The following is an 11739-nucleotide window of genomic DNA, read 5'->3' as shown; positions in this document are numbered from 1 at the left end:
CCCATCGTCCCCACGCTCTGCGTGGGGACGCATAAGCCGAACGCTCTGCGTTCATTTTCCCAGTGCATCGCCGCAGAGCGGCGTAAAACAGACGTCCCCACGCGGAGCGTGGGGACGATAAGCAAGAGTTGCGGCGCGGGGACGAAACTACTGCGCCAGCAGCTCCTTGATTTTCTTCTCAGTCTTGTCATAGTCGGTGGCGCCGACTTTGACGTACTGCACTTTGCCTTCGCGGTCGAGCAGGACGACATGGGGGATGCCGGAGACTTTGTAGTCGAGCATGGTCTGGCGTCCGTCTTTTTCCACACCGATCGGCCAGGTGATGTCATGTTTCGGAATGAAGTCGTCTTTCAGCTTGGCCAGTTCGGCTTCCTTCTCGACACTTTTCCCTTCATAGCGTCCCTGGTAGGTGGTGAGTCCGACGATGACGAGTCCGTCATCCGCGTATTCCTTTTCCCATTTTCGCAGGTGCTCGAATGCGCGGATACAGGGGTTGCACCAGGTGGCGAAGAAGTCGACGAGAACGACCTTGCCCTTCAGTCCTTCGACCGAAAGCGGCTCGCTGCCGATCCATGTATGCGGTGCCCATTCCTTGGCGGGCTTGTTGATGGCTTCGCGCTCCTCGGAGATCTTGGCCATTTCCTGGTTCATGACGGCCTTGACGGCGTCCCAGCTTGCGCTCTCGGGGAGCAGCGCTTTGGCTTCGTTCGAAAAGGCGTCCACTGCCGCGGCGTCGCCCTGATCCTTGATTTCGAACATCACAGGGGCGAGTACGGCACCGTAGCGGGAGTCGATAAACTGCTGCATGCGGGGATCGGAATTCTCACTGGCGGCGTTTGCGCGTGCGCCTTCTGCGTATGCACCGATGGCCTTGAGCGCGTATTCCTTCGCCTTGTCGATGTCTTTATGATCGAGGAAACTGGAGGAAAAACTGCTGAAGATATTGGCGCGCGCGAGGGGTTCCGCTTCCGCGAGCACATCTTCGGTCGCGTACTTCTGCGCGAGCTCCATGTTGCCCATGCCTGCGGCGACCTGCAGGGTTTCGAGCTTGAGCGTGCGGAGAGAATCCTCGTCCTTCACCACGCCGATGAGCTGCTCGTTGATTTTCGGGAAGAGCTTCATGTTTTCCGACATCAGCGCGGCCAGCTTGAGAGCGCGGAGATCCTCGAGTCCGTAGCCTTCCACTTCTTCCATTCCGGCGAAGGATTCGGGGAGGGCTTTCTGCATCTCATCCATCAGGGCATAGAATTTCTGTATATCCTCGCCTGCGACGGCCATGGGATTGGCGGCGAATTCCGGGTTTTCCTTTTCCATTTTCTGGAACACCGTTGCCATCGAGTCGTAGCGCGCCGCGAGCGTGGTAAACTGCTGCCACTCCGGCGAATCGAGCGACTTGGACGCTTCCTGTCCGTTGGAACTGCAGGCATTGACAAGCAGCAGTGTCGCGGTGAGGAGCATGGCATGGCTGAACCATTGCGTGATGCGATTCATATAATTGTCCTGTTTCGTGAAAAAAGAAGCTTCGTATTCGTATGGGATGTCTTTCCCCGTCCGTGCGATTCGGAAATTCGTCCGTTCCGGCCACCAGACAGGGCGAGGCCGCTCTTACCAGGCGACGTCGTCGCGCTGAACGGGAAGCGTCATACACCTGCAGCCGCCGCCGCCGCGCGAGAGTTCCGCCCCCTCGATGGAAATGGCATAGGAGGAGAGGGAATCGAGATCCACCTGTCCACTCCTCAGGTCTTCGAAACGCACGATTTCGAACCCGTGGTGGTCCAGTTCTTCGAAGGTATGCTTGTTGCGTCCGTAACCAATGATTTTCCCCGGCGCAATGGTGAAAAAGTTGGCGCCTGACGTCCACTGCTCACGTTCCTGATATACCGGATCCGATCCGCCGCAGGCAATGGGCTGGAGATCGAGTCCGACCGTCCCCAGCGCTTCGAGCAGATTCCCCGCATCGCGGATGGAGCGCACCTTGCGTCCGCTGATTTCCACATGCAGGGCGCGGCAGGCTTGATGTCCCGTGATGAGCGGGGGATACACCACGCATTTATCGCGATCCACCATGGTGAAAATCATGTCGAGATGTATGGTGGCGCGCGCCTTGGGCATTTCCACCACGATCACATGCTTGATGCGGTCGGCTGCAGCGAAGGATTTGATGAGACGGTCGATGCCGCTGATGGACGTGCGTTCGCTGTTGCCGATCAGTACGAGGTCCTCTCGCAGGATCAGAACATCCCCACCCTCGATGGTGAGTCCGGAAATCTCATCGCGTGTGCCGTCGAAATAAAATCCTTCCGCCTGGTAGTCGGGATGCCAGCGGAAAACGTGTTCCATGATCATCGCCTCTGCCACGCGCACGCGGTTCGCCATCGAACCGGTGATCACACGGTCGTTGACGCACATGGCGGCATCCCGCATGAAGAAAAAGTTCGGCAGGGGAGGGAGCGCGTACATGTCCGTGCTCAAAAAACGCTCGAGCGTGTCGTTGCGCTTGACGGTGCCGTGAATGAGACGGAACGCGAGATCCGTCGCACTCAGCTCAAGCAGTTCCTCGGCCACATCCGGCCACGCCACCGCATCGCACAGCCGGTGCACCAGGCTCTCCCGAGCCTCCTGCACTTCGAGTACCTCACGCAGAAGATCCATCAGCTCGCAGGTCTCCGCCACGCGGCTGAGCACAAATTCGAGCTGATTGTGTTCGCGCAGCGCACGCGGCAGATGCAGGATGTCGTCGTACAGCACTTCCTCCGCATTCGAAGGCGTCATACGTTCGATTTCCTGTCCCGGCTGATGCAGCAGCACCCGCCGTATGCGGCCGATTTCAGAATTCAGATTGATGGGAGACACGATGGACCAGAATTATCTTGATAAACACAGAGACGGTTTTTGCCCCCGCTGGCGCGGGGACGTCTTTTCCGCTTCGCGGAGTTTTCGCACCGCTTCCGCCTTCGTTTTCGTTCTGCTCAAACTTCGGCGGACAGAGTCGCGGTGCGTTTTTTGCTTCGCAGCTCGTATTTACATACCGCGAAGCGAAAAACTCCCCCGCGACAGCGGGGAAACGCCTCCACCGCGAAGCCGTGGAAAGAACTCCTTCCCGCGCGAGCGGGGAGGAAAAACCACTGCACCCGCCTTCGGCCCTTCTGGACTTCGGCGCGGGCGCTAGCGGTGACACCATGTAATTTACTATATTTCAGACATAACACGGAATAATACAGGTATCACCAGGCAGGAGCACGCTATGGCAGAAGAATTGCATCCTGATACGGAAAAGGAAGAAGATTTTTCGAAGTCGGCTTATGATAGATATGCGGAACAGGAAGATGTCGATCCGCGCTGCATACCGCAGCCGCTGGACGGTCGTCCCCCGGAACATGATGAACTCGTGTACCCGGATTATCCCGCGCATGATCATGAAACATGGAAAACGCTGTATGAGCGGCAGGCGCGGGAGTTGCCCGGACGCGCCTGTGACGAGTATCTGCAGGGGGTGAAGGAACTGGGACTGACGCCGGACCGCATTCCCAGTCTGAAAGACATCAGTCTGCGCCTCTATGACAGCGTGGGCTGGAAGATCGCGCGTATTCCCGGTCTGCTCACGACCAACGATTTTTTGGGACTGATGGCAAAGGCGCGTTTCCCTTCAACCGATTACATTCGTCAGCCGGATGAACTGGAATACACTCCCGCGCCGGACTGTTTCCACGATATCTTCGGGCACATGCCCACACTTACCAATCCCTTTTTCTCGGATTTTTTCCAGTATTTCGCGCAGACGTTCCTCAACGTGAAGGATGATGAGGAAATCCGCAAACTCGAACGCTTCTACTGGTTTACGGTGGAATTCGGCCTCATCAACACGCCTGAAGGACGCCGCATTTATGGCGCTGGTATCCTTTCCTCACCCAAGGAAGTGGTGCATGCGCTGTCTGATGACGTGAAAGTGATCGAATTCGAACCCGAGCGCCTCGGTGCCCAGGATTACGAAGTGTGGCATCTGCAGCCCATCCTTTTTGCCATCGAGAGTTTCGAGCAGCTCGATTCGGAGTTTCGCGCCTGGGCGCGCGCCAAGGGCTGGAACGACTGATGGGCTTCATCAATCATGAGTTCAAGGCACGCTGCGCGGATCCCGACCGGATCCGCGCGCTGCTTGAAAAACGCAACGCAGAGTTTGTCGGGAGAGATGTGCAGGTAGATACGTATTTCCCTGTCGAGCATGGACGCCTGAAGCTGCGTGAAGGGAATATCGAACATGCCCTGATCCACTATCTGAGAAAAAACCTCGCGGGAAGTAAAACGTCCCACGTGCAGCTGTACCGGCCGGATCCTGATCCCACGCTGAAAGAAATTCTCGTCGCCGCGCTCGGAGTGCGTGTCGTGGTGGTCAAGCAAAGGGATATCTATTTCGAAGACAACGTGAAAATCCATATCGATCAGGTGGAAGGACTCGGTGATTTTCTTGAAGTGGAGGCGATCCAGCGGACCCCGGAGCACAGCGAGGATACATTGCGCGAGCAGTGCAATGCCTACGTATCACTTTTCGACATCCATGAGGAGGATTTCATCGCGCTGTCCTACTCCGACCTGTTGGAGCAACGGCCCTGAATTTCCATCTCGCACCCGAAATCGTATTTTTATTCCATGGCACTTGATTACATCACATTCCCCGACGACCTCGATCGGGCCGATTATGCAATGATCGGTCTGCATGGACGCAACGCCAACAAGTATGCGTTCTTCCCCTTCGTGCGTCAGATGGGATTTCTGCATACACGCTGGCTGCTGCCTTCCGCGACTTTTGCGAGCGATGATGCACCCGACGTTCGCTGGTGGTATGACAATGACCGCCGCGATCCGGTGGAAGTGCAGCAGAGCAGGGAGGAAATCAACGCGCTTATCGACAGCCAGCTGACCGATGGCATTGCGGCTGAGAACATCTTTCTCGTCGGCTTTTCCCAGGGAGCGGTGATGAGCGTCGACACCGCGCTGCGCTATCCCCAGCGCCTCGGCGGCATCGTTTCGCTTTCGGGCTATGTCATTCACCCCGACTTTCTGCGTGAGGAGCGGCACAAGGCCAACACACGCGTCCCGATCTTTCTCGCGCATGGAACGCGCGACCAGATCCTTTCCGTCGAAACCGGCAGGGAAAACCAGCGCGTGCTTGAGGACATGGGCTACGACGTTGAGTACCATGAATACGATACCGCCCACCGCGTATCCAGCCAGGAAACACGGGATATCCGCGCCTTCCTCCATCGCCACATGTACGGGATCGACATGGACGACCCGAGAAAGCAGGATGAGCATGTTGTCACCTTCTGAGCAGATCGTGGACGCCCGCGGCAAAACCTTCGTGCCGATCGAGCGTCCCGCACGCATTGTTTCGCTCGTACCGAGCATCACCGAGTTGCTGTTCGCCCTCGGACTGGGCAGCGACGAGGTGGTGGGACGCACGAAATTCTGCGTGCACCCTGCGCCCCAGGTCGAAGACATCCCCGACATGGGCGGCACAAAAACCGTGCATGCCGACCGTATCCGTGAAGCCGACCCCGACCTCGTCATCGCGAACGTGGATGAAAATCCGCGGGATGTCGTGGAGGCGCTCGATGCCTGGAAACCGCAGCCATGGGTGTACGTTACCCATCCGCTCTCGGTGGACAATGCCCTGGTCATGATTCACGATATGGGGAAGCTGCTCGGTGCCGGGGAAAAAGCCGATGCCCTGCTCGCCGATATCACCGCTGCACGGGACGTACTCAAGGGACGAGAACCGCAGCGCGCGCTGTACCTTATCTGGCGCCGCCCGTACATGACCATCGGTCCCACGACCTTCATTCACTCCATGCTCGCCGAGGCAGGTTACGAGCACGTGATCACAGACGCGTGGCTCGATGAAAAAGAACGAAGCGGATCGTCCCGCCGCTACCCCGAACTCACTCCCCGCGACATCGCCGAACTGCGTCCCTCGCACATCCTCCTCTCCAGCGAACCCTTCCGTTTCCGCAGCGAACACATCGCCGAACTCCGCGCCTCCCTGCACGTGCAGGATGCTGAATACGCCGAGCAGCTCTCAATCCGTGTCGTCGACGGCGAACTCTACTCCTGGTACGGCTCACGCATGCTCACCGCTTTCCGGAGCTTCGCCACCGAGGCGTGAAACACATTTCCTGAAACGATTTGAAGTGAGACCGGACGATCTTCCGGCCAGGCGGGTTATTCTTCTGGCCGCCGCCGGGCCATGATGGGGAAACGGGTGTTGCCGGTGTCGAGCATGCGTTCGACGTAGGGTTTGCAGAGGCCGCATTTCTGGCCGAAGTCGACGCGGGACTGAAGTGTGGGAAGATCACGGACGTCTTCGCTCTCAGCGATGCGCTTGAGCTCATCAAATGTGCGGGAAAAACAGACGCAGCGGTCGACCATGGCAGAAATGGGACGGTGGATGTGAAAAACGTTGTGCCTCACAACAGTTGACGGGGTGAAAAAAGTTCTCCGCGGAGTGGATAATTTTCCTCTTTTTATTTAAGATAAACACAGTCGGCAATCGGGAATGCCGTACAAGCCATATTCCCGCAAAATAAACACGCACCTTTTTTCTCAGAGGCTCCTCATGCGAACTCATCTCACAGCTCTTTTCGCTTCCACAATTATTCCCCCGAAATCATTACGCACCACGGCTTCCTGCATCATCCTGCTGGCAGCCTTCCTGATGGCACCGGCTGACGTTCTTGCGCAGCGCGAGCTGCCGACGGACAAGTCGGACATGTTCAGCGGTTCCGGCAACTGTCAGCTGTGTCACGCGGCGGGAACGAAGGCGAATATCGACAAGGACGGGAAGGATGTATCCCCGCCATCGAGCTGGCGTTCGGCGATGATGGCCAACAGTGCGAGGGATCCGTTCTGGCAGGCGCAGGTGATGAATGAGGCGGGGGATCTGCCTGCGATTGCCGGTGTGGTGCAGGACAAGTGCACGAACTGTCACACGCCGATGGGACATGAAGAGGCGCAGGTCGGGGGCGACACAGAGTTCACCCTGGCGGAGGCTGAACTGGATCCGCTTTCGATGGATGGCGTCAGCTGTACCCTGTGCCATCAGGTGACGGACGAGGATTTCGGTGAGGAAGAGAGCTTTTCCGGGGGATATGACATCTCCGAAACGCGCGTCGCGTTCGGACCGTATTCGAATCCGCTCATCAATCCCATGCGCAACCTCACGGGATTCGAGCCGCAGCATGCGCCGCACATGGAGCAGTCCGAGCACTGCGCCACCTGTCATACGCTGTACACGCCGTATGTCGATGCAAGCGGCAACATCGTCGGTGAATTCCCCGAACAGACGCCGTTCCTGGAATGGAAGGCCTCGGTGTATCCCTCGCAGAACCGCAGCTGCCAGAGCTGTCACATGCCTGCGCTGCAGGAAGCCATTCCCATCTCGAGCATGCCGGGTACCTCGCCCGCGCGTACGCCGTATTTCCAGCATCATTTCGTGGGCGGTAATGCAAGCATGCTCACGCTGATCAAGGCGCATGGCGACGATCTCGGTGTCACTGCGTATGACGCGGATTTCGACCGCAGTATCGCAAGGACCAGGACGCAGCTGCAGTCCGGCACCGTACGGCTGACCGGCAGCGCCACAGTGCAGGGGTCGCAGCTTTCCGTCGACGTGCAGGTGGAAAACCTGGCGGGACACAAGGTCCCCAGCGGCTTCCCGAGTCGGCGTGCCTGGCTGCATGTCGTCGTCAGGGATGCGCAGCAGCGCACGGTGTTTGAATCCGGCGCCTGGGATGCCGATGGCAGGATCACAGGTGTGGATGAAGCGGGCTTCGAGGCGCATCACGATGTCATCTCCGATGCCGGGGATGTGCAGATCTGGGAAGCGGTGCTCGGGAATACCGACGGGGAAGTGACCGCGCGGCTGCTGCGTGCTTCGCAGTATCTGAAGGATAACCGTCTGCCGCCCGCAGGCTTCACCAACGAAGGTATGCTGGATCCGGACTTCGGTGCGGTCGGCGTCCCGTTGTCGGATGCCAGCTTCAATGATTTTGACGGCAGCGGCAACAGCGGTGGCGACGCACTGCGCTATGCACTGAGCGTGGGCGATGGAGGTCCTTTCACCGTGGACGTGGAAATGTGCTATCAGTCGGTCAAACCGCTGTTCATCGACAACCTCACAAGGCAGAATACGGCGGAAGCGAACAGCTTCCTTGCATACCACCAGCAGCTCGAGAACAAGGTGGAAGTTATTGCAACGCTGGCACTTTCTACCGACGTCAATGCTGTTTCCGTGCTTCCCGATCCCGGAATTGCCCTGCAGCTCTATCCGCAGCCCCTGTCGCTTTCGGCGACGGGAAGTGCGCAGCTGGTGCTCACGCTCACGCGGCCGTCTTCGGCGGTGGATGTGCGCCTGTTGAATGTGCTGGGACAGGAAGTCCGCAGCTGGCAGCTGGGCGGTTTGACGGCGGGACACCATCAGCTGCAGCTCCCGCTGCATCGCCTGACGGCGGGAAATTACTTTATCGCAGTTGCGGCGGGCAGCAGCACGCGCATGCTTCCCGTGACCGTTCTTCCTTAGGGAATCCTCATATCGGGAGTTTCCCTCGCGGGAGTTTCCGATAGGGGAGTTTTCCCCTGGGGACGCAATTCGGGCTTGTGCATCGATCCCGGCATTTCTATTTTACCGGGTACATCTAACTGGTCTTGCGTATGAAGTTCACGACGAAACATATCGTTTTTCTCTTCGGAGTCTTTTTCTTCCTCCAGGGCGCAGCTTTTGCGCAGGATGGCGGACGCATCATCTTCACCGATCCCAAGACAGAGGGTGATGAGGTGCTGAGCGAGGAAGACCTTCGTCCACGGCGTCATTCCTGGGGTGCGGACCTCATGATAGGAAATGACGGCTTCGGACTGGGCTTTTTCTACGGGTACGCGTTCAGCGATGTGCTGTCGAGTTTCGCGAATCTGAGTCTTTCCGAAGCCAAGGATGAGCGGCAGAAGGATTTCTACAATCCCTGGACGGGACAGTATTCGCCGAACAAGACGCATTACGTGTTCCGCATTCCGCTCTTCCTGGGACTGCAGTACCGCCTGTTCAAGGAGGAAATCGTTGACAATTTCCGTCCCTTCATCAATGGCGGCGCGGGTCCGGTCATGCTCTACGTTTCCCCTGCGGATCCCGAGGGCGATTTCCTCTCGAGTCTCGGAGGTGGGACCACGCATTACACCTTCGGCGGATTCCTGGGAGCCGGCGCGCAGTTCGGTTTCGACCGCTCCAGCGTGCTCGGCGTCAACGTCCGCTACTACATCATCCCCGTACCGGACGGTGTGTCCAGTGTCGTCGTCGGTGATGAGAACGCCCCCGATGGCCGGCGTCCCGTACAACTGGCCAATGCAAACGGATTCTACATAGCGTTGAATTTCGGCACCGCATTTTGAACCCCACACGGCGAACGACACTGCTGCTGGGCCTCGCCCTGCTGCTGCTCTATATCCTGACCCAATCCAGCAATCTCAGTTCCGCGCATGACGCAGCAGATTACCTGCTGATGATGCGCAATGGGGAGTATTTTCATCCACATCATCTTCTCTACAACGGTGCTGCGGCACTGTGGACGATGCTATGGCAGACGGTGCTGCCTTCGCTGCAGGCGGTGACACTGGTCGCCTGGCTGAACGCACTGTTCGGCGCGGGATGCGTGGCCATGCTGCACCTGCTGCTGCGTGAGCGGCTGTCTGTTCCTCCTGTTCCCGCGCTCTTCGGCGCGCTGCTGCCCGGATTTTCTTTCGGACTCTGGTTCTACTCCGTCACCGTCGAAGTGTATGTCATTCCGCTGTTCTTCCTTCTTCTGGCGCTGTACATATTGTCGGCTGAGCGGGTGAACATGCGCCTGGTCGTGGCGGCGGGTTGCGCGCATGCCCTCGCCATGCTTTTTCACCAGGTGCACGCGCTGTTCATTGTGCCGGCCGTGGTCATGATATGGCTGCGTTTCCGCAGGCAGCCGGGTCCCCCCTGGCAGCAGCGTCCCGGTCGTCCCCTGGCCGCCTACACGCTCACCGCGGGACTCGGAGCCGCGCTGCCATATCTCGGCATCGGGATATTCGCGCTCGGTCATCGCACGCCGCAAAGTTATTTCCACTGGTTTTTCCGCTACGCGGGAAACAGCGGCTTCTATGAGATCCCGGGTCCCGCCTCCCTGGTGAAAGCGCTGATCGGCTTCGGGAAAAGCATCATCGGCGGAGAATTCCTCTTCGCCATCCCCCGCATGCGCGAACTCATGCAGCGCCTGCTGCCGACCAAATGGCTGGACGATGAATACTTCCTGGTCCGCGCGCTTCCGGAATGGGCGGCGCTGCTGCTGGTCCTTCTCTCCATCGCGATTGTGCTGCTCATCGCCTGGATGCTGCTGCGCGCCCGCTGGCGCGCGGCCTTCCGCCACACCCCCGGCATCCTCATCGCATTGACGACCTTTCTCGGCACCTACACACTGTTCTTTCTCGTGTGGGAACCCTCCAACCCGGAATTCTGGATTCCTCAAAGCGCCGTGTTTTTCCTCATCCTCATCGCCGCCGCATTCGGCAGCGCCCATGCAGGCAACACCCATGCAGGCAGCGCCCATGCAGGCAGCGCCCATGCAGGCAGCGCATCAGATGCGATTCAGCCGAAACGGTTCGCCAGCCTCCGCATGTGGCCCAGGAAATCAACCCACAACGTCCCCGCGCAAAGCGTCCCCGTGCAGCGGACTGCTGTGCGCACGGGAGTACTTGTCGCGGCGGCGGTATTGTTGTTCATCGTGAATTTCGCGGGCAGCATTTACTGGCTGCGCAGCGCGGAGAACGACATGTATGCCGTTCGCGCGCATGCACTCAGCGAAGCCGCTGGTTCCGACGGACTCATCATCGTCGCCGATCAGTGGATTCTGGGTGATATGCTTGCGTTGCGTGGCCGCGAAAACATTCTTTCCATCACGGAAGTCCTGCAATCCGAGAGAAATAATTCCGCCAGGGCATGGAAACGCATCCACGATCGCGTGGAAGCGCTTCTGAAGACTGGAAATCCCGTCATCTTCAGCAGTGACGCCATCAGATCGCCGCATCCGCTCATCCTCTCCCACGGGGAAGTGTTATTGGGAGTAGAGAGCTATATTCAGGCAGAATACGCCGGCAGGTGGGAGATAATCAGTGTAATTACAGGGAATATCTACCATCTGAGTCATTGAGTCCACTCTCCCTGCCTGAGATTGTTGTATTTTTTCAGGAAAAAGATCGAATTTATGGAAGCGCTTCCTATTTCGTCTCGGTCTGATTTTTTAGGCTTAAATACCCGGAATAGGTAATGAATTCCCGTTTGTATGACAAAGACATACAGAGAATACCGACATTTTCCCCTGTTCTCGCGTATAATCATTTTGTATTTTTTTTGCAAAGATTGTATGTTAATATCATGAATATAATTTCACCTCCTCTCTCTTATTCTTACCCCACCTGCGTTGACACAGGGGGCTCAAAAGCTTATCGCATGTCCGTTTCGACGGGCAATTACCTCGCGATCCCCTTCTATACCGCACCCTCAGTGGTATAGCTACATACCCCGACTTATCACATGAGGATTTGAACCTCAAGCCGCCGCAAGTTGACCCCCCTTGCGGCGGTCCACTTTTTGGGCTCGTCCCACTTCGTGGGACTCGCGGTGTTTGGCCCTTACGGGCCAGGTGTTTGGCCCTTACGGGCCAGGTGTTTGGCCCT

At 57.9% G+C, this 11739-nt stretch carries 10 protein-coding genes; 7 read left to right on the top strand and 3 right to left on the bottom strand.

Annotation, left to right across the window (positions count from 1 at the left end):
- Positions 1-147 precede the first annotated feature (147 nt).
- Both KQI65_00675 and KQI65_00670 read right to left on the bottom strand, forming a co-directional pair.
- Positions 148-1491 carry a TlpA family protein disulfide reductase gene (locus KQI65_00675; protein MCB2203232.1) on the bottom strand — a complete coding sequence of 448 codons (1344 nt, stop codon included), beginning with the start codon at positions 1489-1491 and terminating at the stop codon, positions 148-150.
- 114 nt (positions 1492-1605) lie between these two features.
- The gene (locus KQI65_00670; GenBank protein MCB2203231.1) at positions 1606-2853 is read right to left on the bottom strand and encodes an arginine deiminase; all 1248 of its coding nucleotides are present in this window, start codon (positions 2851-2853) and stop codon (positions 1606-1608) included.
- Between the two features lie 391 nt (positions 2854-3244).
- On the opposite strand from KQI65_00670, the gene KQI65_00665 reads away from it, so the two are divergent.
- The 4 genes from KQI65_00665 to KQI65_00650 are packed head-to-tail and all read left to right on the top strand — an operon-like array spanning position 3245 to position 6160.
- Positions 3245-4090 (top strand): phenylalanine 4-monooxygenase, encoded by an 846-nt coding sequence (locus KQI65_00665; protein MCB2203230.1) that lies wholly within the window; start codon positions 3245-3247, stop codon positions 4088-4090.
- Positions 4090-4608 (top strand): CYTH domain-containing protein, encoded by a 519-nt coding sequence (locus KQI65_00660; protein ID MCB2203229.1) that lies wholly within the window; start codon positions 4090-4092, stop codon positions 4606-4608. Before KQI65_00665 ends, KQI65_00660 begins: the two co-directional genes overlap by 1 nt.
- Before the next feature lie 36 nt (positions 4609-4644).
- Complete coding sequence (locus tag KQI65_00655; protein ID MCB2203228.1) at positions 4645-5325, top strand: dienelactone hydrolase family protein; 681 nt, start codon at positions 4645-4647, stop codon at positions 5323-5325.
- Positions 5309-6160 carry an ABC transporter substrate-binding protein gene (locus KQI65_00650; protein MCB2203227.1) on the top strand — a complete coding sequence of 284 codons (852 nt, stop codon included), beginning with the start codon at positions 5309-5311 and terminating at the stop codon, positions 6158-6160. The genes KQI65_00655 and KQI65_00650 overlap by 17 nt, the downstream gene beginning before the upstream one ends.
- 56 nt (positions 6161-6216) lie before the next feature.
- On the opposite strand, the gene KQI65_00645 is transcribed toward KQI65_00650, so the two are convergent.
- On the bottom strand, positions 6217-6423 hold the full coding sequence (locus tag KQI65_00645; protein MCB2203226.1) for a (2Fe-2S)-binding protein: 207 nt from the start codon (positions 6421-6423) through the stop codon (positions 6217-6219).
- A gap of 187 nt (positions 6424-6610) precedes the next feature.
- Between KQI65_00645 and KQI65_00640 the strand changes: the two genes are divergently transcribed.
- The 3 genes from KQI65_00640 (at position 6611) to KQI65_00630 (ending at position 11213) form a co-directional block, all read left to right on the top strand.
- Complete coding sequence (locus KQI65_00640) at positions 6611-8572, top strand: hypothetical protein (GenBank protein ID MCB2203225.1); 1962 nt, start codon at positions 6611-6613, stop codon at positions 8570-8572.
- A gap of 131 nt (positions 8573-8703) precedes the next feature.
- Positions 8704-9432: an outer membrane beta-barrel protein gene (locus tag KQI65_00635; GenBank protein ID MCB2203224.1), complete on the top strand. Its 729-nt coding sequence runs from the start codon at positions 8704-8706 to the stop codon at positions 9430-9432.
- Positions 9429-11213, top strand: a complete 1785-nt coding sequence (locus tag KQI65_00630) for a glycosyltransferase family 39 protein (GenBank protein ID MCB2203223.1) — start codon at positions 9429-9431, stop codon at positions 11211-11213. The genes KQI65_00635 and KQI65_00630 overlap by 4 nt, the downstream gene beginning before the upstream one ends.
- Positions 11214-11739 lie beyond the last annotated feature (526 nt).

Source organism: bacterium (genome assembly GCA_020444325.1).
GTDB lineage: Bacteria > Bacteroidota > Ignavibacteria > SZUA-365 > SZUA-365 > BM516.
Note: the sequence above shows the minus strand (reverse complement) of the source record. Positions and strands in the feature narration are given on the sequence as shown.

Bases quoted from the DNA above. Each gene is read 5' to 3' on its own strand.
- KQI65_00675 (MCB2203232.1), bottom strand. From the start codon at position 1,491: ATGAATCGCATCACGCAATGGTTCAGCCATGCCATGCTCCTCACCGCG.
- KQI65_00665 (MCB2203230.1), top strand. From the start codon at position 3,245: ATGGCAGAAGAATTGCATCCTGATACGGAAAAGGAAGAAGATTTTTCG.
- KQI65_00660 (MCB2203229.1), top strand. From the start codon at position 4,090: ATGGGCTTCATCAATCATGAGTTCAAGGCACGCTGCGCGGATCCCGAC.
- KQI65_00655 (MCB2203228.1), top strand. From the start codon at position 4,645: ATGGCACTTGATTACATCACATTCCCCGACGACCTCGATCGGGCCGAT.
- KQI65_00650 (MCB2203227.1), top strand. From the start codon at position 5,309: ATGTTGTCACCTTCTGAGCAGATCGTGGACGCCCGCGGCAAAACCTTC.
- KQI65_00645 (MCB2203226.1), bottom strand. From the start codon at position 6,423: ATGGTCGACCGCTGCGTCTGTTTTTCCCGCACATTTGATGAGCTCAAG.
- KQI65_00640 (MCB2203225.1), top strand. From the start codon at position 6,611: ATGCGAACTCATCTCACAGCTCTTTTCGCTTCCACAATTATTCCCCCG.
- KQI65_00635 (MCB2203224.1), top strand. From the start codon at position 8,704: ATGAAGTTCACGACGAAACATATCGTTTTTCTCTTCGGAGTCTTTTTC.